Below are 22,785 nucleotides of genomic sequence, written 5' to 3' on the forward strand. Positions count from 1 at the left end.
CTCGTTTGCACCCGCAGTGATACGGTTTACACCAACTGCGCCTTAGTCTTTCAACATCTCCGCAATGCGCGCAGCCTCTTCTTGTGACAGCTCATCGATGACTGTTTCCGCTTGGCGGCGGCGCACAAAAGCAAAGCCGATACCAAGTGCTAGAAACAACATGACAGGCCCCGCGACCCACAGTAGTTTGTTGGCCCCTGACAAAGTGGGGTTGAGCAAAACATATTCGCCGTAACGTTCAACAATGTAGTTGATCACTTGGACATTACTGTCACCTTCGACCAATCGCTCACGCACCAAAAGCCGTAAATCCTTTGCCAGATCCGCATGGGATTCATCGATATTTTCATTACGGCACACCAAACAGCGCAGCTCTTTGGAAATCTCGCGTGCGCGGCTTTCCATCACGGGATCGTCCAAAACTTCGCTGGGTTCTACCGCGTAAAGCGGCAACGCAAATAGCAGGCTCAGGATCAGAAAAAACGATCTCATTCGGCAGGTACTCCCTTGGACGCAACGCGCGCTTTACGCGCCCCTGCTGCCACCCGATACCGCCGATCTGTCAAGGACATGAATCCGCCAAGCGCCATAATAATAGTGCCGCCCCAAATCCAATTGGCCAGTGGTTTCACATAAGTCCGCACAGCCCAGCCGCCATTAGATTGCACATCGCCAATCACCACATAAACATCGCGCCACAACCCTGAATCGATCCCCGCTTCGGTTGTGGGCATTTGTGCGACGGGGTAATTGCGCTTTTCAGGATGCAGTGAGGAGAGTTCACGACCCTCTTTAAACAGCGTCATATCGGCCATGGTTGTGATGTAATTCGGGCCTTGTTTGCGTTCGACATCATTCAAGGTGATCGTAAAGCCAGCAACGTCAAAGGTTTCGCCGATCTGCACAACACGAATATCCTCAATCGTCCACGCCGTAAGCCCCGCAATACCGGCAATGGTGATGCCCAAACCACCATGAGCCAGCAAGCGCCCCCAATCGGCACGCGGCAGACGTAACAAGCGCGACAGGTCACGTTTCTTGCCAAGTTTAGAGGCGATGTCTTGAACCGCACCGGATACAAGCCAGACGCCAAGGCCTAGACCAATTGGCCCCAAAAGGGATTTTCCTGTTTGTATCACGGCGACCAGCGTCACCACAGCAAATGCCAAGACCATAGAAGGAATCAACTTGCGCATGGCGGTTCCAAGCTTGGCACGTTTCCACGGCATCATCGCACCGATAGGTAAGACGATGGCAAGCACGGTGAAAAACGGGGTAAACGCTGCATCAAAAAACGGTGCGCCAACGGACAGTTTACGGTCCCAAAAGGCTTCGGCTACAAGGGGCCAAATGGTGCCGATAAACACAACAAATGCGGCCACGGCCAGCAGGATATTGTTGATGATCAAAGCCGTTTCACGCGACGCCAAGGCAAACACGCCACGGGCTTCCATGGCGGCGGCGCGCAATGAAAACAGGATCAAAGCACCGCCCATAAAGATGCCAAGAATCAACAAGATAAAGATACCTCGCTCAGGATCATTGGCAAAAGCATGAACAGATGTGATCACTCCAGAGCGCACAAGGAAGGTGCCGATAAGAGAGAATCCAAACGCAAGAATGGCCAACAAAATGGTCCAAGCCTTCAAGCTTTCGCGTTTTTCCACCACGATGGCAGAATGCAGCAAAGCGGCAGCGAACAGCCAAGGCATGAACGACGCGTTTTCAACAGGATCCCAGAACCAAAACCCGCCCCAGCCCAGCTCGTAATAGGCCCACCAAGAGCCAAGCCCGATGCCGATAGTCAAAAACACCCATGCGGCCAATGTCCAAGGGCGCACCCAACGGCCCCAAGCGGCGTCAACACGCCCTTCCAAAAGGGCGGCAACGGCGAAAGAAAAGGTCATGGAAAGACCCACGTAGCCCAAGTACAAAAACGGTGGATGGAACGCGAGACCTGGATCTTGCAACAGGGGATTAAGATCTTGGCCATTCATCGGCGGATTTGCCAGACGCACAAACGGATTCGATGTGAACAGGATAAAGGCCAAAAAGGCCACGCCAATGGAGCCTTGCACCCCGATCACCCGCGCTTTGAGTGATGTCGGCAGGTTTTCACCGAACAAGGCTGCGGCCGCACCAAACAAGGCAAGGATTAAGACCCACAGCAGCATCGAACCTTCGTGATTGCCCCAAACGCCTGAAATTTTATAAAGCATCGGTTTGAGCGTGTGGGAATTCTCAACCACAATCTTTAGAGAAAAGTCAGAAGTGACAAAGGCATACATCAGCGCGCAAAATGAAAAGGCGATCAAAACAAGATGTACCAGCGCCGCGGGGGCAGCCAAATCCATAAAGGCACGCCTGCCAAACTGAGCCCCTACAAGGGGCAAAACGGTCTGAGCGATGGCCACAAAGAAGGCCAAGATCAAGGCAAAATGTCCAAGTTCAACAAGCATAGTGTCTCTCCCTGAGAGCTGTAACGCTCCAATGAGAGCTGTTGTAGCTTGCTTGGCCTCCGCCGCCAATGGGATGCGCTGCGATGTCGCAAATAAGTGAGATCAACAGCACGCGAAAAAGGGACCCAAGCCCCCTCTTCCCTCTATCTCACCCCATCTCACCCCATGTATCCAATGGATGATGAGGCCTCAAATCACCCATAAGACCCCCAGAGACAAAAGCAACGCGCCAATAACGGGCACCAAAAAACTAAAACCATGGTAACCAAATGACCCTTGAATGACCGCAAAATGCAGCACGGCGCCCGCCATCAGCAAAGACAAAAAGGCGAACAGAACCGCAGCTTCCACGCCCCAGACAGAGCTTAAGCGTACTTGTGAGGCCCACCACCAGCCCAAGGTTAAACCAAGTCCCGCCCAACTGAACGACATGCCCAAGGCCAGTGGTGTAGCACGCACCTGCCAAAGCCAAAAGAACGTGCCTGAAATAACCAGCGCCATCACGCAGATCGCGCCATACCCGATCAGCACCATATGCGTGGTGCCGATCAAGGACATGCCCATGAGCGCTAGCCCCAAAATCACGCCGTATAATGCGAGTGCTTGTTTCATAGTTTCAACATCTCCTTCACTGCCGCATCCAAAGCGTTTGCAGCGTCGTGATTACGTTTGACGGCCTTTGCGAGAGGCGTGCCTGCAACCAAGTCCAAGAGCCAGATCGAGATTTCTTTTAGGTGTGGCCTCATCACTGCGCCCCCCCTCTTGGCAGGCGCTCTCGAATCATCGTCGTCGTCTCAATCAAGATTTGCGAGTTTTTATCGAGCACAGCGCGGGTGGCTTGGTCTTTTTGTAAGTCCCTGTATAAGAGGAAAAAAACCATAATCGCCCAAGGCCCGTGATCGGACAGAGCATTGATCAGCGCATCACTCATCATTGCTCACCTCTCCAAGCTGCAAGCGCTGGATTTTCAGCCTCAAATCCTAGAACTTCCGGCAGGTTTTGCTCAGGTAAGGGGCCAGCCGCATAGGCGGTTTGCACCAATGGAACGGTGTCGCCTTTCGCCCCAGCTTCCAGCGCTCTGAGCGCCTCTAGCGAGCGAATGTTAGCCGTTACAATCGGAGCTTGCGCCACAGTTGCGGCAATGGAGCGTTGAAAATTTTGCCCCGTCGCTTGATACCGCGCGCCAAAATAAAAGCTGACAATCGCCCCCATGAGCCACCACAACGGCTCAGGGATCAGCGCCACCCCCTGCATCCGCTCGGCGAACCAAATCGGATTGACCATTGCCGCCACGCATAACCCGATAGAACCAAAGGCCATCAAGGGACGCGGCACGCGATTGAGCCCATCCATGAACCGATCAAACCGCCCAGTGCGCGCCACGGCAAATTCTTTGGCAAATTGATCCATGGCGGCAGCGCGCAAGGCTGCATCACGGACCGATCCGTTTTCGGTGTTTTCCATGAACACCTCAGCCGTCTCTTTGATCACATTCTGCCCATTACCGAACAGCAATTGACCTAAAATCTGCACTATTCCCATGACGCCACCCGTGCGGCATGTTCCGCCTCAGTCAGATGATACCTCGGAGAAATGAACTCTTCTGCCCGTGTGATCCAACCGCCCTTGCCGCCATCTTGGCGCTTGGCGTATTTGCGGCTCTTAGGACGTCTGTCGGCCAAAGCATAATAATAGTTGCGCCGCGCAATCCCAAAGGCATCCGCCAGATGATGCGGGGCCAAGCTCTGCGCGATCAGGCACGCTTCGATCGTTTGCGGGCCGATTTGACCATCAACGACAATACTTTGCCCCATATCGACCAAAAGCCGCTGCAAAATGCGCACCGCGTTCGTGCCGGCGTTGACATACATGTCAAACACAGTGGCATGCAGCACCGGCGGCAATTCGTCGATACGTGGCCCGCTAAAGTAGTGTTCAACGAAAATGTCGCGGGCCTGTGCGCGGGTTAACATGCGCACATCTGACGATGTCACTCGCCCGTCACCGTCATTATCGATCCCAAGTCGGCGCAGCGTGCCGATGGTGACGCCAAAGTTGGTCGCGCCCCCCAAATCATCAGGATCATCCACATAACCGCCCTCACGAGCGATAATGTCATTTGCTATTTGCTGTACTGTTTTCATATGCCAAAACCCACCAATTTGATGGGTTAAGGCTGCCGCATAAAAGTTAACGCAGGCGGACTAGAGCGTGCGCGTCACTCAGCGCTGGATTGATAAACGCCCTGTTCTTTCAAAGCGTCGACAACTTCTTTGGGCATATAGGTTTCGTCGTGTTTGGCCAAAATCTCAGAGGCGACAAAGACGCCATCTTGCAGCGTACCTGTGCCCACCATACCCTGATTTTCGCCGAACAAATCCGGCAGAACGCCTGTGTAGCTGACAGGCACTGTGGCATTGGTGTCCGTCACCTCAAAGGTTACAGCCGTGCCTTCGCCGCGTATCAAGCTGCCCTCAAGAACCAGCCCGCCAATGCGAAAGACTTCATTTGGACGTGGTGGTTCTTCGACCACTTGAGTTGGTGATCGAAACAGATTGATGCCGTCTTTCATCGCAAAGCCGATCAAAGCCGTGGACACAGTGAGTGCAACGACAGCCACAGCAATGATTTGAATACGGCGTTGTTTTTTAAGGTTTTTCATTGCACGTCCTTCATCTTTTTCGCAGTTCTAAGGATAGACAGGCGCCAAGGTTAGCCCCGTCACCTCATCAAGTCCCAGCATCAAATTGGCATTTTGGATTGCCTGCCCGCTTGAGCCTTTGGTCAGATTATCCAATGTGGCGATAACGATCACGCGGCCCGCACGGCGGTCAGCAACGACACCGATATGGCAATAATTTGACGCCCGCACATGTTTAAGTGCTGGCACTTCACCCATAGGCAACACCTGAATGAATGGCTCATCCGCGTATTGTTTTACCAATGCGTCATAGACGGCTTGCGCTTCGCCTTTGACATAGGCCGTGGCCAAAATACCGTGGGTGGCAGGGATCAAATGCGGAGTGAATTGAATCTCAACCGGACGCCCTGCGATTTTCGAGAACTCTTGGTCAAATTCACCCAAATGACGGTGTTTACCACCGACTGCATAACCGAAAGCATTGTCGTGTAGTTCACCAAATAGGAACGGTTCCTTGAGCGAGCGGCCCGCGCCAGAGACACCAACTTTCAGGTCCAGAATGATGTCATCCAAATCGATCACACCAGAGGCCACAAGAGGACGCAAAATGAACTGACCCGTCGCGGCATTACACCCCGTGCCCGCCACAAGGCGTGCTGCTTTGATCTCGTCGCGGTAAAATTCGGTCAGGCCATAGACCGCTTCGGATTGCATCTCGATGGCAGAATGAGGTTGGCCGTACCATTTTGCATAAGCTTCGGGATCGCGCAGACGAAAATCTGCTGACAAATCAACGACTTTCAACGTCGTCGGCAATTTCGAAATCACCGCCTGAGAGGTCGCATGGGGCAGCGCACAAAAGGCCAGATCAACGCCTGCAAAATCGATATCGTCAATCTTACACAGTGCTGGCAAATCCAAATGACGCAGATGCGGGTAAACATCCGCCATCGCCATCCCCGCTTTGCGATCACCAGACAGGGCCACGATGTCCATCTTGGGGTGTGTCGCAATCAAGCGCACGAGTTCGGCACCAGTGTAACCAGAGGCGCCCAAAATGGCGATTTTATAGGTCATAACTCTCTCTTTGATCTCAGGGCTGATCTGTCAGGCAAAGCCCGCAGCAGGAATTAACGTTAATGTACTGATGCAGGTGGCAAAGCGCAATTGCGGCAAAATGGCAAGAGACCAGAATGCGCAAGCCTGACATCGAAATTATGGTGTCAAATCGCGCCCACCAAACACTGACAGGAAAACGAGACAGGCCAAACAAACATCGAATGCGTCTGCGCTCAGGCCTTTTGAAACGTCACTTGGCGCTTTAAAAATTGCGTTGCACCGCGGCTGACTTTGGCTGGATCGCCTGTTGTCAAAAACAGACTCTCTGTCCCTGCCCCGATCATTTCAGGGCGACGCTCCAAATAATGTTCCAAGCTTTCGGCCACTAAGTTGGCTTGCGAAAACACTTTCACATCTGCGCCCAATGCCTCTTGGAATTCCTTTTCCATCATTGGGTAGTGCGTGCAGCCCAAAATCGCCGCATCCGGTTTGGGCAGCTTGCGTTTCAACGCATCCACATGAGAGCGCACCAAAGCATCAGCCAAAATCATATCGCCGTCTTCAATCGCATCAACGACACCACCGCAGGCTTGTGCTTCGACATCGACACCAATGGCGCGAAACGCCAGTTCACGCTGAAACGCACGCGACGACACAGTGGCAGGTGTGGCAAACAAGGCCACGGATTTCACCGCGACCTCTTTGGGCGGGGAATTATCACCCCATTCACGTTCTGTCAGAGCCTCGATCAAAGGTACAAAAACGCCTAAGACGCGTTTATCTTTCGGGATCCAGCTTTCTTGCATCCGGCGCAAAGCCGCAGCAGAGGCTGTATTACAAGCCAAGATTACCAGATCACAGCCCGCATCCCAAAGACGCTCAACAGCCGCCGTGGTCAAATTGTAAATATCATCTGCATCGCGCACGCCATAAGGCGCATGTGCGCTGTCACCGAAATAAACCAATGGCAGATCAGGCATTCGCTTACTAACCGCGTCATAAACCGTCAGCCCGCCAAGTCCGCTGTCAAAAATACCTACTGCCATGCTCAATACCGGTCCTTTTGACCTTTTGTGGACACCCGAAATCGTTTCAGCGGAGCGCCGAACAATGTACGTGGAGTCGCCCCATGCTTTGCCTCAAACTCGAACCCAAGCGTCAGATTGTCAATGGGATTTGGAGATAAAGCGTAGGTCCGCCTACGCAGAAAATCCATCATCTGTTTCGGATCTTTACGATAAGGTTCAAGCTCTTCTGGCGCGATCGGTTCACCAATGACCACGCGCACGGGTTCATCGATACGGTTTTTAAACTCACGGATCAAAAGACCCGTGCGCAAGCTAGAATGCAGATGGCTGGCCAATTGGAACAGGCGTGAATTGCTGCCCTCAAAGAAAATAGGTACGACCTGCGCGCCAGATTTGGCGACCATCTTAGCAGTAAATGCGCGCCAAGATGGGTCCAGAGGCTTGCCCATCGGCGTGGCAGAGGTCGACACAGTGCCGCCCGGAAAAATCCCGATACAGCCGCCATCTGCGAGATATTTCATCGCCACTTTGCGAGTCTCAAGATTAAGTTGCACCGCTTCTTTGCTAGCATCAAACGATACGGGCAAAATTACGCGATCAATGTCTTCGGCCTGTTTGAAGACTGTGTTTGCCAAAATCCGAAAATCACCGCGTGTAACCGAAAGGATATGCCCCATCATCAACCCATCCAAAATCCCGTAAGGATGGTTAGAAACAACGATTAAAGGCCCCTCGCGCGGGATATTTTCCAGCGCACCCACAAGCACATCAAGTTCAAGCCCGTATCGTCGCACCATCACCTGCCAAATCGTCTGTCCGTCTTCAAGATCTTTGCTATAGCCCTCGGCCCGCTTGATCAAAGACAAACGCCCCGTGACATTTTCCATCACACGAATAAGTGCACGCCCAGGCCGCGTCTGCGCCGAACTGGCATAGGTGATATCTCTCGCGACTTGGCGATCTTTGCGGGCACTTTCTTTACAAGCACCATTTTTAGGTTTTGGATGCACAATCACTTGGGGCTATTCCATTCATAAATGTTTGGACACTTTAACCTGCCAAACGAACCGCCTCCATTGTTTTTCGCGAAACCTCCATTGTTTTTCTCAAAAAATGAGTCTCGGTTCATGATTATTTACACTCAATCAGTGTATTGAAACGACATATATGCCTAAAGCCTGCGCAGGCAGGTTTTAAGGCTGCTATATTTTTATCGTAAACGTAAAAAAATCGTAAAAAAGCGAAGCTAAGACAAACAAGTGGCAATCTCCTCTTGCAGCCTGATCAAAAAACGCAAATGAGAGCCCCCAAACCGCACTTTGTCCGAACAGACAACTATGTTACAGGTAATGAGACTAAAAAGGTTATAGGTATGGACTGGGATAAACTACGGATTTTTCACGCGGTTGCAGATGCAGGATCACTGACTCATGCGGGTGATACATTACATCTAAGCCAATCGGCTGTGTCGCGCCAAATTCGTGCGCTCGAAGAATCGCTCAGTACAACGCTGTTTCACCGTCACGCCCGCGGCTTGATTTTAACCGAACAAGGCGAATTGCTGTTTGACGCCACCCGCGCCATGGCCAAACGCCTTGATGCGGCTGCTGCGCGCATCAAAGACAGCGAAGAAGAAGTCTACGGCGAACTGCGCGTCACCACAGCCACGGGCTTTGGCACGCTTTGGCTCGCGCCCCGCCTGTCGAAACTCTATAAAAAATACCCAGACCTGACGATCGACCTGATGCTTGAGGAACGGGTACTGGATTTGCCGATGCGCGAAGCGGATGTGGCCATTCGTATGAAAGAGCCGTCACAGGCAGATTTGATCCGCAAACGCTTGATGAACATCCGCATGCGGTTGTTTGCGACGCAAAAGTATCTCGACGAACATGGCACGCCCAAGGATTTGGATGACTTTGACAACCACCGCCTGATTTCTCAAAACCCGAAATCGGCACAAGTCGCGGCTGGGGCAAGCCTGTCTCATGAACTAAGCCTGCATGAAGTGAAATCCAAACTCTATGTGAACAACTATTTTGGCGTGCTGCAAGCGGTTCTCAATGATCTCGGAATCGGCCTGTTGCCAGATTACCTATTCGACAGCGCCCCGAATCTTGTGCGCGTTTTGGATACGGTTGAAAGCAATGAAGTGCCCGTATTCTTGGCCTACCCTGAAGAACTGCGCCATTCAAAGCGGATCGAAGTGTTCCGCGATTTCATCACCAGCGAAATCAATGAGTACCGCCGCCGCCTTCGCGACACCCCGAGCTGAAGTCGCGGCCTGCAGGTCTGATCCAAGTTAGGGCGATAAATTTCATTCTATGTTCAACTATTTCAGGCTGTTACGAGCAACGTTTACCTGAGCTATGCGTTAAGGACATAGCGGACATGCGCATTTTTACCCCATTCCCTCTTGAACGATTCACAAACCGCACATAAATCAACCATCGAAGCTGCTGATAGAGGAAACTCTTAGCAACTTCACCTCCCTGTTGGACTTGGGCCGAGCTAATGCTCGGCCTTTTTTTTGGTTTTTGGTATGCGAGCGCCTTCAAGTGAGTCGCTCAGAGCCCAAGATCGTCTCGTCTTTTGGCCGCGGATCACCGCTTCAAGGGTAAAAACCACAGATAGAGGCCCTTTGACATCAACTGCCCTCTTTCCCAAAGCACCACTATAGCCTAAGAGAACGCCTGACCGAGATACGCGTCCGCGAGTGCCTTCAAGCATGACGCAGGGCGCTCTGATGACCTTTTGGGGGATTTCCATGACCGATCCGAAAATTACCGATGATCTTATTGCCGCGCACGGCCTGAATGGCGAAGAATACGCGCGCATCCTCGAGATCATGGGCCGCGAGCCGACCTATACTGAGCTCGGCATTTTTTCGGCCATGTGGAATGAGCATTGCTCATACAAATCCTCCAAGAAACATCTGCGCGGCCTGCCCGTTGATGGCCCGCAAGTGATTTGCGGTCCCGGCGAAAATGCCGGCATCGTTGATATTGGCGATGGTCAATGTGTTGTGTTCAAGATGGAAAGCCACAACCACCCGTCCTACATCGAACCCTATCAAGGCGCGGCCACCGGTGTTGGTGGCATTTTACGCGACGTCTTTACCATGGGCGCGCGACCTATTGCGGCGATGAATTCATTGTCCTTTGGCGTCAAAGAGCACCATAAGACCAAGCAGCTTGTGCATGGTGTTGTTGAGGGCGTTGGCGGCTACGGCAACTGTTTTGGCGTCCCAACTGTTGGCGGCGAAGTCCGCTTTCACTCTGCTTACAACGGCAACTGCCTTGTGAACGCTTTTGCAGCGGGCTTGGCGGACACCGACAAAATTTTCTACTCTGCCGCATCTGGTGTTGGCATGCCTGTTGTCTACCTTGGTGCCAAAACCGGACGTGATGGTGTGGGTGGCGCGACAATGGCCTCGGCTGAGTTCGACGACACAATCGAAGACAAACGCCCCACCGTTCAAGTCGGTGACCCATTCACTGAGAAACGCCTGATGGAAGCCACGCTTGAGCTGATGGCCACCGGTGCTGTGATTTCAATCCAAGACATGGGGGCCGCTGGCCTGACCTGTTCTGCCGTGGAAATGGGCGACAAAGGCAAATTGGGCGTACGCCTTGATCTTGAAAACGTGCCACAGCGTGAATTGAACATGACCGCCTACGAGATGATGCTGTCTGAATCCCAAGAACGCATGCTGATGGTTCTCAAACCAGAACTTGAGGCTGAGGCCCGCGCCGTGTTCGAAAAATGGGACCTCGACTTTGCCATCGTTGGCGAGACGCTCGAAGAAGACCGCTTCTTGATCATGCACAACGGCGAAGTCAAAGGTGACTTGCCGCTGTCCACGCTGGCTTCTTCTGCGCCAGAATACGACCGTCCTTGGGTGCCAACACCCGCAGCGGACCCAATGGACGACGTGCCAAGCATCGATCCAATTGATGGCCTAAAAGCGCTTTTGGCCTCACCAAACTATGCGGCGAAATCTTGGGTTTACGAGCAATACGACAGCCAAGTGATGGCAGACACAGTCCGCGCACCAGGCATGGGATCTGGCGTGATCCGCGTCCACGGCACACCTAAGATGCTGGCCTTCACATCAGACGTGACGCCGCGCTACGTCAAAGCCAACCCAGTTGAGGGCGGCAAACAAGCTGTGGCCGAAGCCTACCGCAACCTGACCGCAGTCGGCGCGAAACCTTTGGCGACAACAGACAACCTAAACTTCGGCAATCCAGAAAAGCCCGAAATCATGGGGCAGTTTGTTGGCGCATTGCAGGGCATTGGTGAGGCTGTGAAATTCCTTGATATGCCAATCGTGTCGGGCAACGTGTCTTTGTACAACGAAACCGATGGCGAGGGCATTTTGCCGACACCGACCATCGGCGCTGTTGGCCTGATCGCAAACGAAGACGAATTGATCGCGGGCCTTGCCCAAGATGGTGATATCGCGGTTGTGATTGGCGCTGTTGGCTCGCATCTGGGTCAATCTGCACTGCTCGCCGAAGTGTTCAACCGTGAAGATGGCGATGCGCCACATGTTGACCTTGCACTTGAACAAACCAACGGTGAGTTCCTCAAGGCCAACCGCAAACTGATCAACGCGGCCACTGACCTGTCTGACGGCGGGCTTGCTTTGGCGGCGTTTGAATTGGCGGATAAAGCGGGCCTTGGTCTGACATTGGACAGCGGCGACACAGCAGAACTGTTTGGCGAAGACCAAGCGCGCTACCTTGTGTCTTGTACCTTTGATCAAGCCGAAGCGTTGATGGCAGCAGCCTCCCAAGCGGGTGTAGAGATTGTCACAGTTGGTAAGTTTGGCGGCGACACCGTGAAACTTGGCGGCTCACAGGCTTCATTGGCCAGCTTGAGCGCCGTGTTCAACGGTGCCTTTGCCGAGACTTTTGCATAAACCGTAGACGGCCCCATATAAAATAGACCAAAGGCCCGCCACTTCGCGCGGGTCTTTGGTTTGAAGCCCACCCGAACTTCATCCAAATCAAGTTTAGTCCAAGCCAAATTTAATCAAGCCAGGGATGCCCCAGATGAACCTGCCAGATCTCACATCCGATTGCGCCAATTGTGTTGGGTTGTGCTGCCTAGGTATGTCCTTTCAAAAGGGCGATGACTTTGCCATCGACAAAGCGTCAGGCACGCCCTGCCCCAATTTAGATCGTGATCATAGCTGCAAAATCCATAGCTCGCTGAAAGAGGACGGGTTTGAAGGTTGCATCAAATTTGATTGCGCGGGCGCAGGTCAACGTGTGACGCAGATGCGGTTCAACGGCGAAAGCTGGCAAGATCATCCAGAACTCATGTTCGCAATGATGCGCGACTTTGAAAACCTGCGCCCCCTGCATGAGCGCATGGTGCAACTGACTGAGGCAAGCAAAAGCGATTTGCCAGAGGTGCTGGAAACCGAACGCGCTGATTTACTGAAACGCAGCGCTCGCGTTTGGGCTGATACAGACACACTCAAGCACCGATATGACGCTTTTTTGACTGCACTGGCACAAAGCACTGCGTCTTAATCTCATCAACGCCTTGCAGCGCTGCCGCGCGGGCCTTACATTTACATCAAAGTAAGAACACACCCACAAGACGACCCTCACAGACGACACTAAGGAGCGCCTTACATGGCCATCACCGCCGCAGAAATCGAAACTCTGATCCGCACAGCCTTTCCTGAGGCCCACATCGTCGTTCAAGGCGACGACGGGCAGCACTTTGCCGCCGAAGTGGTCGATGAAAGTTTTCGTGGCAAAAACCGCGTACAACAGCAACGCGCCGTAAACGCTGCGCTGAAAGCCGAGATAGACAGCGGTAAATTGCACGCATTGGCCCTGTCCACACGCGCACCTGAGTAAAAGATACACATCTGCCGCACCTAATGCGGCTCAAACATTCGAAAGGTCGATTCTATGTCCGACGCAAAAGCCACAATCCAAAAAACCATTGATGACAATGATGTTGTTTTGTTCATGAAGGGCAATAAAATGATGCCGCAATGTGGGTTTTCATCCCGCGTGGCTGGCGTTTTGAACTTTATGGGCGTGGATTTTCACGACGAAAACGTTCTCGCTGACGCCGACATTCGCCAAGGCATCAAAGACTTTTCCGATTGGCCAACCATTCCACAGCTCTACGTCAAAGGCGAATTTGTTGGCGGCTGTGATATCATCACAGAGATGACGCTTTCTGGTGAATTGGACACATTGTTCGAAGCCAACGGCGTCGCATTCGACAAAGAAAAAGCCGACCAAGTGCGCGCCGCAAACGCGTAACACAGTTTGACTTGAACACCTTTATCTGGACGAAAAAAGGGCGGCGAAGATCATCTCTTCGCCGCCCTTTTTATAATTCAATAGGTTGACGAAACACCTAAGCTGACACACCCAAACGATCTTCAAGTGCAGAAGCCATAGCTTCGGTCCGTGCCGCCAATTCGGCGAAGGTGTCATTCACCTCGGCTGGCACCACAGGCACTTCAATACGTTCAGGCGCTGGGGCGGGTGCGGATCGCAACTCTTCCAATAGGGCTTCTTGTGCGCCAAGTTTGGCCTCAAGTGCGCGCATCTGTTCTTCCATGCCTGCGGTTTTATCTGCCAACATCAAACCAGACATCAACAACATGCGGGCTTCGGGCAAACGGCCAATTTGGCTAGACAAAACAGTGGCCTCATTGTCCAAAAGCTGTGCTGCGGATTTCAAAAAATGTTCTTCACCCAGCTGGCAAGCCACTTCGAATTCACGTCCACCGATGGAAATTTTAATCTCTGGCATGGGTTAAGCCTCTTCTTTTTGAGCAGCATCTGTGAACGGGCGCAATTCATTCAAAATCGCATCAAGTTCGACCAGATCGGCATCACGTCCAACTTTGATCGCTTCGAGTTCAGTCATCAAAGCTGTGTTCACCAAAGCCGAATCCCCGATTGCAGTCGCATTCGCCTCACGCAATGCGGTGTTGTTGGTGCGCAGCTGCGCGTTGACACGACGCAGTTTTTGCGTTTCGGCATCATGGTTCATCAATTGGTGACGCAGTGTTTCGACTTCTTCTTCCAAAGACGCGACATGGCTTTGCTGTTTTTCATGGATCGCGCGTACACGTTCTTCAAGCTGCAAGTTGGTGGCGCGCTCACCATCCAACGCCTCTTGCAAGCGGCCCATTTCGGCCATCATTTCATCAGAGGCAATTCCGCCGCCTGAGGCATTTTGTTCTTCGGCTTGTTCTTCGGCGGCAGCCACTGCACGGCCGATACGCTCAAGCGCTGCCGTGATCCGTGTCTCAAAGTCTGAAATTTCGCTCATCGCCATACCTGTTACTGTTCTTGCTAATACTTGTTTTTGTGCCGGTCATCTTCTGACGTAGACCGCACAAATGTCTCTCACTCTATAACACATCCTTGGCGGATGTCACAAACCCTGCAAAACAGGCCTATACCTGACAGGATAAAACTACCCCAAAACCAGTAAAGCGCAAGCCCAAGACATATAAGTCCGTTCGATTCGAGAGGTTAGCCTATGGCAAAGGCTTTACCAACGGCTGACCTAAAGTGACTTGATATGACTTCATATGGCGGCAAATTGGTCCCTCTGGCTTGCACTTTCGCGCAACATCGTTATCACCAAACGCGAATGGCTGCGAAGTCTGGCTTAACATGTTGGATTTGGCGGCTGCCTTTGAGACAGCTAGGAGATCCACACGTGGACATCGCAAAACTGCGCGCAGCGCACCCTGATCACTGGATGCGTGCTGCTGCCATCCGCACTTTGACACTCGATGCGGTCGCTGCTGCGAACTCAGGACACTCAGGCATGCCAATGGGCATGGCCGATGTGGCAACTGTTTTGTTTGAAAAGCACCTGAAATTCGACGCCTCTGCCCCACTTTGGGCCGATCGCGATCGCTTTATCTTATCTGCTGGCCATGGCTCTATGTTGGTCTACTCATTGCTTTACCTCACAGGCTACGAAGAGATGCCCTTGGAGCAAGTGAAAAACTTCCGCCAAATGAACGCCAAAACAGCTGGTCACCCTGAAAATTTCTTGTTGGAAGCGGTTGAAACCACAACTGGCCCATTGGGTCAGGGCATTTCCAACGCTGTTGGCTTTGCCATGGCAGAAGAACACCTGCGCGCACGCTTTGGCAAAAAGCTGCAAGATCACTACACATACTGTATCGCGGGCGATGGCTGCTTGATGGAAGGTGTATCTCATGAGGCGATTGCGCTTGCGGGACGACAAAAGCTCAGCAAGCTGATCGTGTTCTGGGACAACAACAACATCACCATCGATGGCACTGTTGATCTATCTGATCGCACCGACCAACCTCAGCGTTTCAAAGCCGCCGGCTGGCACGTGCAAGAAATCGACGGTCACGATCCGGAGGCCATCGATGCGGCGATCACGGCTGCGAAAAACGCAGGCAAGCCTTCTATGATTGCGTGCAAAACCCACATCGCTTTGGGTCACGCACAACAAGACACATCCAAAGGCCACGGCGCTTTGACCGATGCGGATCAAATGAAAGCGGCGAAAGAAGCCTATGGCTGGACAGCCGCGCCGTTTGAAATTCCAGCGGATATCAAATCCCAATGGGAAGCCATCGGATCACGTGGCCGAGAGGATCGCGCCGCTTGGGAAGCACGCCTTGACGAGCAATCAGAACGCCGCCAAGCCGAATTCGCCCGCACATTTGCAGGGGAAGCCCCCAACAAATTGAGCTCGGTCATTCGCGCGCTTAAAAAGCAGATTTCCGAAGATCAGCCAAAAGTCGCCACACGCAAATCATCCGAAATGGTGCTTGGCGTGGTGAACCCAGTGTTGCCCGAAACCATTGGCGGTTCTGCCGATTTGACGGGATCAAACAACACCCTGACAGCCGACATGGGCGTCTTTGACGAAGAGAACCGCAAAGGTCGCTACGTCTACTACGGCATCCGCGAGCACGGTATGGCGGCTGCAATGAACGGCATGGCGCTGCACGGTGGTGTACGCCCTTACGGCGGGACATTCTTCTGCTTCACTGACTACGCCCGCCCCGCGATGCGTCTGTCTGCTTTGATGCAAATCCCTGTGACCTACGTGATGACCCACGATTCCATCGGTCTTGGCGAAGACGGCCCAACACACCAACCTGTTGAGCACTTGGCCATTTGCCGCGCCACACCAAACACATTGACCATCCGTCCCTGTGACACTGTGGAAACGGCTGAAGCGTGGGAAATCGCGCTGACGTCACAAAAAACACCAACCGTTTTGGCGCTCACCCGTCAAGGTCTGCCAACTTTGCGCAAAGACCACAAAGTCAGAAACTTGGTCACACAAGGTGGCTATGTTTTGGCGGACTCAGACGGCAAACGCCAAGCCATCTTGATCGCCTCAGGGTCCGAAGTTGCCATCGCCATGGCAGCACGCGACATCTTGCAAGAGGCTGGAATCGGCACACGTGTCGTATCTATGCCGTGTATGGAACTGTTCGCAGAGCAAGACTTGGCCTACCGCCGCAAAGTCCTGCCTGCTGGCCCTGTCCGTGTGGGTGTTGAAGCTGGCGCACGTGCTGGTGGCTGGGACAAGCTGCTGTTGGGCGAACGTGGTCGTGAGCAAAAGCAAGCCTTTGTGGGCTTGGATCGTTTTGGGGCTTCTGCGCCTATCGATGAGCTTTATGAGAAATTCGGCATCACCGCTGAAAACATCGTTGAGCAGGTCAAAACACTTTTGGGTTAAGCCCCACACCGCTTTTGAGCTAAGCTCATCAGATTTGAAACACTTAAGAAGCCCGTGCAGCGATGCGCGGGCTTTTGGGTTTTTGGGCTTTTAAGGATTAAGCGTGCCAAGGACATAGAAACCAAGCATCGTGACAGATATTTCCGCATCCCAGACCCTCTGTTAGCGCAACCACACCATGTTTACGCTAACATGTTGGCGCTAAACGTCTTTTTTAAAAACCGAGTCTCGCCTATACGAACCTCAGACGCGCTATGGGTGGCCCCCCGCAGCGCCTCACGAGACCGCATAAATCTGAGAGGATGCAAAAGTTGCCTTTGCATCGAGAGAGCACCAGGAGAGACGCATATGACCATTCGCCTAGGGATCAACGGTTTTGGCCGTATCGGACGCTGCACATTGGCGCATATCGCGGAAGCCGCACGCAATGATGTGGAGGTCGTTAAGATCAACGCGACTGGCCCGATTGCAACCAACGCGCATTTGCTGAAATACGATTCAGTCCACGGCCGCTTTGGTGGCAACGTCACTGTGGATGGCGACACATTGGATTTGGGGCGCGGCCCGATCAAAGTGATGTCCACCTACGAGCCTCAGGAATTAGACTGGGAAGGTGTTGACGTTGTTTTGGAATGCACAGGCAAATTTAATGACGGTTTGAAATCTGCTGTACACTTGGAACGCGGCGCGAAAAAAGTGCTGATCTCTGCCCCAGCCACAAACGTGGATCGCACAGTTGTGTACGGCGTGAACCACCGCGATATGTTGGCAGACGAACGGATGATTTCCAACGGATCATGCACCACCAACTGCCTTGCGCCCTTGGCCAAAGTGTTGAACGACGCTGTTGGCATCGAAAGCGGCATCATGACCACGATCCATTCCTACACTGGCGACCAGCCAACGCTGGACCGCCGTCACTCTGATCTGTACCGTGCGCGTGCCGCCGCAATGGCGATGATCCCGACCTCTACAGGCGCCGCCAAGGCCTTGGGTTTGGTTTTGCCAGAACTTGCAGGCAAACTTGACGGCTCATCCATCCGCGTTCCGACCCCGAATGTGTCTGCTGTGGATTTAACGTTCCAAGCGGGCAAAGACGTCACGGTTGACGACATCAACGAAATCGTGCGCGACGCCGCCAACGGCTACATGGGCATGGTGATGAGCTATGATGCAGAAGCCAAGGTTTCGATCGATTTTAACCACACATCTGAAAGCTCAATCTTCGCACCAGACCAAACAAAAGTGGTCGGTCGTACTGTGCGGGTTTTGGCGTGGTACGATAACGAATGGGGGTTTTCCTCACGCATGGCCGATGTTGCCGGCGCCATGGGCCGCTTGATGCACTAAGCCTGACAATAACCAAGCATCGACCAACCAAGCATAATGTTACCGCTCAAAGATCTATCAGACCTTTGGGCGGTTTTCTTTTTGCGCAATCCCTTTATGATTTGCACCGACCCTGCACCAATGCCGGTGCCGCTCAAGGAACAAATTCAAGTATGGACCGTCTTTCCATTGCCTTTGCCGTGTTGATCGCTGTGGCGGTCGCATTGGACATCACACTTAATAACAGTATCGCATCACTGTTCTTGGCCCGTAAATTCATGGACCTCATCGCTCTGGTGGCCTTTTGGCGATAATTTTTGCCTTTGACGGTTGACCTTTTGGCCAAGATGGCGATGTTAGCGTTAACGACGCGGGGGAGAATTGCCTCCTTTGCGCCCATAACGGGCAGACGTTCTGCTCACATTCTAGCGTCAAGGAGTTGCTGAAATGGCGGTAAAAGTCGCAATCAATGGATTTGGTCGGATCGGTCGTAATATTTTGCGTGCCATCATCGAATCTGGTCGTACAGACATCGAAGTGATCGCAATCAACGATCTTGGCCCAGTGGCCACAAACGCCCACCTGTTGCAGTACGATTCTGTACACGGTCGCTTCCCGTTCCCAGTGACCCACACAGAAGACACAATCGACGTGGGTCGTGGCCCGATGAAAGTGACAGCCATGCGCAACCCTGCGGACCTGCCTTGGTCTGATGTTGATGTTGTGATGGAATGTACGGGTATCTTTACCTCTAAAGAAGCCTGCCAAGCGCACCTCGACAACGGGTCTTCCCGCGTGTTGATTTCTGCGCCAGGCAAAGACGCTGACAAAACCATCGTGTTTGGTGTGAACGACGACCAATTGACAGCCGACGACATCGTTGTGTCAAACGCGTCTTGCACAACCAACTGTCTGTCTCCTGTGGCGAAGGTTCTCAACGATAACATCGGTATCGTTAAAGGCTTTATGACCACGATCCACTCTTACACAGGCGACCAACCGACTTTGGACACAATGCACAAAGATCTCTACCGCGCGCGTGCGGCGGCTTTGTCCATGATCCCGACATCAACTGGTGCTGCAAAAGCTGTGGGCCTGGTGTTGCCAGAGCTTAACGGAAAATTGGATGGCGTTTCTATCCGCGTTCCAACACCGAATGTGTCTGTTGTCGACCTGACATTTGAAGCGGCCCGCGACACAACTGTGGAAGAAGTGAACCAGTTGATCCGCGATGCGGCAGACGGCCCATTCAAAGGCGTGCTTGGCTACACTGACGCGCAGCTCGTGTCCTCTGACTTCAACCACGATCCACACTCTTCTATCTTCCACACGGACCAAACCAAGGTCATGGAAGGCACAATGGTGCGCATCCTGACGTGGTATGACAACGAATGGGGCTTCTCTAACCGTATGTCAGACACAGCTGTTGCAATGGGTAAATTCCTGTAAAGACAGTCGTTAAGACCCGTGCAAGCCCCGCTTGCCTAGATAGGCTTACCCTATCCAAAAGCCTCGCACTCTGCGGGGCTTTTTTTAATCCATCTCAAGCTTTGTCGGCTTGCTTGTTGATTTTCCGCCCATGAATGAGCATATGTAGTCGCGACCCTATATTGTCCGTGATTGCCCCTGAAATGTTTCAAAAAATGACAATTCATCCAATTTATGATTAATTTCCAAACGATCCTAAGCGAATTTATTACCCTTTGGGTCGTGATTGATCCTATCGGCACTCTCCCCGTCTTTATCGCCGCAACAGCCTCGTTGAACCCTCGGCTTTCCAGAAAAGTCGCCATACGTGCGACTGCGACAGCTTTCGCGATTTTGTTGGTGTTTATTGTCTTTGGTCAAGTCGTGCTGGATGCCCTTGGACTTGGCTTGCCCTCTTTCCAAATTGCTGGCGGCCTTGTGCTGTTTCTCTTTGCCATGACGATGATTTTTGGGGACGGAAAACCCCAACAGGAAACGGGACAGACATCCCCAGAAACGAAATCATTATCTTTGCACGCACGCCGCGTGGCAGTCTTTCCCTTGGCGATGCCATCTATCGCCTCGCCGGGTGCCATGTTGGCGGTGGTCATGTTAACAGACAATGATCGCTTTTCAGTGGCCCATCAAATGATGACCGCCACGGTCATGACCCTCATCTTGATCATCACACTGGGTATACTGCTGGCTGCGCGCCCCATCTTGCGGATACTACGCGACACCGGAGCTGCAATTGTCAGCCGTGTGATGGGCATGATTTTAGCAGCAGTTGCGGTCGACACAGTGCTGCAAGGCTTTGTGGCCATTGGCGTCATTCCAGACTTTTAACGCCTCAAAACACTGTGCGGTCATGAACGCCGTCGCGGACGATAATCGTGGCGGGTGTTTCTTGGTCCGCTGGTAAAATTCCAGTTTAACGGCTGGCCAGTTTGTCTTTCAATCGCGCTTCTATCTCTGGCGTGACGAATTTGGACACGTCACCGCCAAGACGCGCGATTTCTTTGACCAATTTCGAGGCAATTGCCTGATGCCGTGCTTCAGCCATCAAGAACACGGTTTCGATGCTATCGTCCAGCGCCCTGTTCATTCCGACCATTTGGTACTCATATTCAAAATCGGCAACCGCCCGCAGGCCGCGCACAATAATAGAAGCACCAACATCGGCAGCACATTGGATCAGCAGATTTTCAAACGGATGAACAACCACTTCGCATCCCGTATCTTGCGACAGTTGTGCGCAAATTGGTTCAAGCATGGCCACACGTTCCTCAAGAGAAAACAATGGCCCCTTGGATCGGTTGATCGCGACGCCAATCACCAAACGATCCACCAAGGCACAGCCTCGGCGAATGATATCAAGATGACCGTGAGTGACTGGATCGAAGGTTCCAGGGTATAGCCCAATGCGCATCGCATTCTCCTTTTGCTTGAGCGAACGCAACAATATTGCGCTACCAATTGCAAGCACAAGTCGACAGTTTTTCACCTCAGCTTGAAACTGTCACCGCCCCACATCAAAGCATCCACTGAACAAGACCCCTACCCCATTGTGACAAACAAGGCTCTCAGCAATGGCGATAGAGGATGACGGATCATTCTCGCGCCATCAATGCCCCATGATCATGCCCTCAAGGGCCGAATTTTCCATCGCAAGCTGCGACAACCGCGCCGACACCACATCACCGATAGACACAAGGCCCACCAGTTTTCCGCCATCGACCACAGGCATGTGGCGAAAACGGCCCGCACTCATGCGCTCAAGCACGGCCAAAGCGGTGTCATCGGACACGCATGTTTGTAGTTTCGTTGTCATCAAGTCAGACACTTTGCGTTTCAACACGCTTGCGCCCTCTTTGCCCAGCTCACGCACAACATCACGTTCGGACAAAATACCATCAAACCCGCCGGCTTGACTTTGAACAATAATGGCACCAATTTTTTTCGATGACAAAAGCTCTGCGGCTGCGGCAATCGTCATATCTGGTCCGATTGTAACAATCTCTGCGATGTCTTTTTCTTTCAGAATCTGACCAACTAACATAATTCCTCCTTAATTGTCCTGCTCCCACCTTCAGCGTCCGTCAGACAGCTTCATGTGTCAAGCGTCACCTTCAAGCGCTTCCACGACAATTTTCATCTCACTCACCAAAAGATCGGCAAATCGCGTGAGGCGCTCAACCTTGCGATCATCCGCATGGCGGATCAAATAGAAGGCCCGCTTAAGCCGAAAATCGTCAGGCAAAATGCGTACCATCCGCTCAACATGAGGCAGGCAGAAATCATGAACAACGCCGATCCCCAGCCCCGCTTTGATCATGTTCAACTGTACCGACACCGTATTCGATGAAAAATCCGCAGTGGCACCACCGACACTGTCTAAGTAGTCGAGTTCCTTATCAAAAATCAAATCTGGGACATAGCCGACAATCTTGTGGTTTTTCACATCGCCTAGAGTTTTCACCTCGCCTTCTTGCTGCAAATACCAGCGCATCGCCGCCAATGAGAGGTGATAATCTGTGATCTTTTGCACCAACAAACGCCCAGTTTGTGGCGCGCTGACAGAAATCACCAAATCCGCTTCGCGCTTGGACAGGCTGATCACCCGCGGCAAGGCCACGACTTGCACCTGTAAATCGGGATGCTGAACTGCGATGCGCGCAAGGACTTTGGGCAAAACATAATTTGCACAACCATCGGGCGCCCCCAAACGGATCACCCCGTTCAATGTGTCCCCCTTGCCCTCCAAATCAGCCGCGCCCAAGGTCATAGCCTTTTCCGCGTCTTCCGCATGGGTCAACAAACGCGCACCATCACGCGTCAAATCATACCCTTGGGGCGACTTGGCAAACAATGTCACGCTCATGCCTTGCTCAAGACGTGCCACCCGTCGTCCCACGGTGGCAGGGTCCATTTTCAGCACGCGTCCTGCTCCAGACAGGCTTTCCGTGCGAGCCACAGCCAAAAAGACGCGCATATCATCCCAATTCATCGACTCACCCCGTTTTCATCCGTTCAAATGCACATCGCCTCACAGAGTTTTGCA

The 22,785-nt window shown here is 52.6% G+C and carries 25 protein-coding genes; 10 read left to right on the top strand and 15 right to left on the bottom strand.

Annotated features, from left to right (window positions below; all coding sequences use genetic code 11):
* Positions 1-42: 42 nt before the first annotated feature.
* The 10 genes from KO503_RS04295 to KO503_RS04340 all read right to left on the bottom strand — a co-directional run bounded on the left by KO503_RS04295 (position 43) and on the right by KO503_RS04340 (position 8,200).
* Positions 43-492 carry a cytochrome c-type biogenesis protein gene (locus KO503_RS04295; RefSeq protein WP_215990335.1) on the bottom strand — a complete coding sequence of 150 codons (450 nt, stop codon included), beginning with the start codon at positions 490-492 and terminating at the stop codon, positions 43-45.
* Positions 489-2,459: a heme lyase CcmF/NrfE family subunit gene (locus tag KO503_RS04300; RefSeq protein ID WP_215990336.1), complete on the bottom strand. Its 1,971-nt coding sequence runs from the start codon at positions 2,457-2,459 to the stop codon at positions 489-491. The genes KO503_RS04295 and KO503_RS04300 overlap by 4 nt, the downstream gene beginning before the upstream one ends.
* Positions 2,460-2,648: 189 nt before the next feature.
* Positions 2,649-3,071 (bottom strand): hypothetical protein, encoded by a 423-nt coding sequence (locus tag KO503_RS04305; RefSeq protein ID WP_215990337.1) that lies wholly within the window; start codon positions 3,069-3,071, stop codon positions 2,649-2,651.
* Positions 3,068-3,205, bottom strand: a complete 138-nt coding sequence (locus tag KO503_RS04310; protein ID WP_215990338.1) for a hypothetical protein — start codon at positions 3,203-3,205, stop codon at positions 3,068-3,070. The genes KO503_RS04305 and KO503_RS04310 overlap by 4 nt, the downstream gene beginning before the upstream one ends.
* Positions 3,206-3,389: 184 nt before the next feature.
* Positions 3,390-4,001, bottom strand: a complete 612-nt coding sequence (locus KO503_RS04315; protein ID WP_215990339.1) for a holin family protein — start codon at positions 3,999-4,001, stop codon at positions 3,390-3,392.
* Entirely contained in the window at positions 3,992-4,603 is a 612-nt protein-coding gene (locus tag KO503_RS04320; protein WP_215990340.1) for a holin-associated N-acetylmuramidase, read from the bottom strand. The genes KO503_RS04315 and KO503_RS04320 overlap by 10 nt, the downstream gene beginning before the upstream one ends.
* A 74-nt stretch (positions 4,604-4,677) precedes the next feature.
* On the bottom strand, positions 4,678-5,121 hold the full coding sequence (gene ccmE, locus KO503_RS04325; RefSeq protein WP_215990341.1) for a cytochrome c maturation protein CcmE: 444 nt from the start codon (positions 5,119-5,121) through the stop codon (positions 4,678-4,680).
* A 27-nt stretch (positions 5,122-5,148) separates the two neighbouring features.
* Positions 5,149-6,177, bottom strand: a complete 1,029-nt coding sequence (gene argC, locus KO503_RS04330) for an N-acetyl-gamma-glutamyl-phosphate reductase (RefSeq protein ID WP_215990342.1) — start codon at positions 6,175-6,177, stop codon at positions 5,149-5,151.
* 215 nt (positions 6,178-6,392) lie between these two features.
* Positions 6,393-7,205 carry a glutamate racemase gene (locus KO503_RS04335; RefSeq protein ID WP_215990343.1) on the bottom strand — a complete coding sequence of 271 codons (813 nt, stop codon included), beginning with the start codon at positions 7,203-7,205 and terminating at the stop codon, positions 6,393-6,395.
* Between the two features lie 2 nt (positions 7,206-7,207).
* A complete protein-coding gene (locus tag KO503_RS04340; RefSeq protein ID WP_436836509.1) occupies positions 7,208-8,200 on the bottom strand; it encodes a lysophospholipid acyltransferase family protein in 993 nt (330 codons plus the stop codon).
* 359 nt (positions 8,201-8,559) lie between these two features.
* Here KO503_RS04340 and KO503_RS04345 point away from each other — a divergent pair, with 359 nt between their 5' ends.
* From KO503_RS04345 to grxD, 5 genes are all read left to right on the top strand, one after another.
* Positions 8,560-9,462 carry a LysR family transcriptional regulator gene (locus KO503_RS04345; protein WP_215943377.1) on the top strand — a complete coding sequence of 301 codons (903 nt, stop codon included), beginning with the start codon at positions 8,560-8,562 and terminating at the stop codon, positions 9,460-9,462.
* A 492-nt stretch (positions 9,463-9,954) separates the two neighbouring features.
* Positions 9,955-12,114, top strand: a complete 2,160-nt coding sequence (gene purL, locus KO503_RS04350; RefSeq protein ID WP_215990344.1) for a phosphoribosylformylglycinamidine synthase subunit PurL — start codon at positions 9,955-9,957, stop codon at positions 12,112-12,114.
* A 133-nt stretch (positions 12,115-12,247) separates the two neighbouring features.
* Positions 12,248-12,733, top strand: coding sequence for a hypothetical protein (locus KO503_RS04355; RefSeq protein WP_215990345.1), 486 nt, complete (start codon positions 12,248-12,250; stop codon positions 12,731-12,733).
* 105 nt (positions 12,734-12,838) lie between these two features.
* Positions 12,839-13,069, top strand: coding sequence for a BolA family protein (locus KO503_RS04360; protein WP_215990346.1), 231 nt, complete (start codon positions 12,839-12,841; stop codon positions 13,067-13,069).
* Positions 13,070-13,123: 54 nt separating this feature from the next.
* The gene (gene grxD / locus KO503_RS04365) at positions 13,124-13,486 is read left to right on the top strand and encodes a Grx4 family monothiol glutaredoxin (RefSeq protein WP_215990347.1); all 363 of its coding nucleotides are present in this window, start codon (positions 13,124-13,126) and stop codon (positions 13,484-13,486) included.
* Positions 13,487-13,583: 97 nt separating this feature from the next.
* Here the strand turns inward: grxD and KO503_RS04370 are convergent, their stop codons facing one another.
* Together KO503_RS04370 and KO503_RS04375 are read right to left on the bottom strand one after the other, a co-directional pair.
* Positions 13,584-13,985 carry a cell division protein ZapA gene (locus KO503_RS04370; protein ID WP_215990348.1) on the bottom strand — a complete coding sequence of 134 codons (402 nt, stop codon included), beginning with the start codon at positions 13,983-13,985 and terminating at the stop codon, positions 13,584-13,586.
* Between the two features lie 3 nt (positions 13,986-13,988).
* A complete protein-coding gene (locus KO503_RS04375; RefSeq protein ID WP_215990349.1) occupies positions 13,989-14,510 on the bottom strand; it encodes a hypothetical protein in 522 nt (173 codons plus the stop codon).
* A 396-nt stretch (positions 14,511-14,906) separates the two neighbouring features.
* Between KO503_RS04375 and tkt the strand changes: the two genes are divergently transcribed.
* From tkt to KO503_RS04400, 5 genes are all read left to right on the top strand, one after another.
* Positions 14,907-16,928, top strand: a complete 2,022-nt coding sequence (tkt, locus tag KO503_RS04380) for a transketolase (protein WP_215990350.1) — start codon at positions 14,907-14,909, stop codon at positions 16,926-16,928.
* 348 nt (positions 16,929-17,276) lie between these two features.
* Positions 17,277-18,278, top strand: coding sequence for a type I glyceraldehyde-3-phosphate dehydrogenase (gene gap / locus KO503_RS04385; RefSeq protein WP_215990351.1), 1,002 nt, complete (start codon positions 17,277-17,279; stop codon positions 18,276-18,278).
* Between the two features lie 152 nt (positions 18,279-18,430).
* Positions 18,431-18,571 carry a hypothetical protein gene (locus KO503_RS04390; RefSeq protein ID WP_215990352.1) on the top strand — a complete coding sequence of 47 codons (141 nt, stop codon included), beginning with the start codon at positions 18,431-18,433 and terminating at the stop codon, positions 18,569-18,571.
* 133 nt (positions 18,572-18,704) lie between these two features.
* Positions 18,705-19,706, top strand: a complete 1,002-nt coding sequence (gene gap, locus KO503_RS04395) for a type I glyceraldehyde-3-phosphate dehydrogenase (protein ID WP_215990353.1) — start codon at positions 18,705-18,707, stop codon at positions 19,704-19,706.
* Between the two features lie 213 nt (positions 19,707-19,919).
* Complete coding sequence (locus KO503_RS04400) at positions 19,920-20,570, top strand: MarC family protein (protein WP_215943388.1); 651 nt, start codon at positions 19,920-19,922, stop codon at positions 20,568-20,570.
* A gap of 85 nt (positions 20,571-20,655) precedes the next feature.
* On the opposite strand, the gene coaD is transcribed toward KO503_RS04400, so the two are convergent.
* From coaD to KO503_RS04415, 3 genes are all read right to left on the bottom strand, one after another.
* A complete protein-coding gene (gene coaD / locus KO503_RS04405; protein WP_215990354.1) occupies positions 20,656-21,153 on the bottom strand; it encodes a pantetheine-phosphate adenylyltransferase in 498 nt (165 codons plus the stop codon).
* Between the two features lie 195 nt (positions 21,154-21,348).
* Positions 21,349-21,783 carry a CBS domain-containing protein gene (locus tag KO503_RS04410; protein WP_215990355.1) on the bottom strand — a complete coding sequence of 145 codons (435 nt, stop codon included), beginning with the start codon at positions 21,781-21,783 and terminating at the stop codon, positions 21,349-21,351.
* Between the two features lie 57 nt (positions 21,784-21,840).
* Positions 21,841-22,731 (bottom strand): LysR family transcriptional regulator, encoded by an 891-nt coding sequence (locus KO503_RS04415; protein ID WP_215990356.1) that lies wholly within the window; start codon positions 22,729-22,731, stop codon positions 21,841-21,843.
* Between the last annotated feature and the right edge of the window lie 54 nt (positions 22,732-22,785).

Origin of the sequence: Pacificibacter marinus (assembly GCF_018860505.1) — a bacterium.
Classification (GTDB): Bacteria; Pseudomonadota; Alphaproteobacteria; order Rhodobacterales; family Rhodobacteraceae; genus Celeribacter; species Celeribacter marinus_B.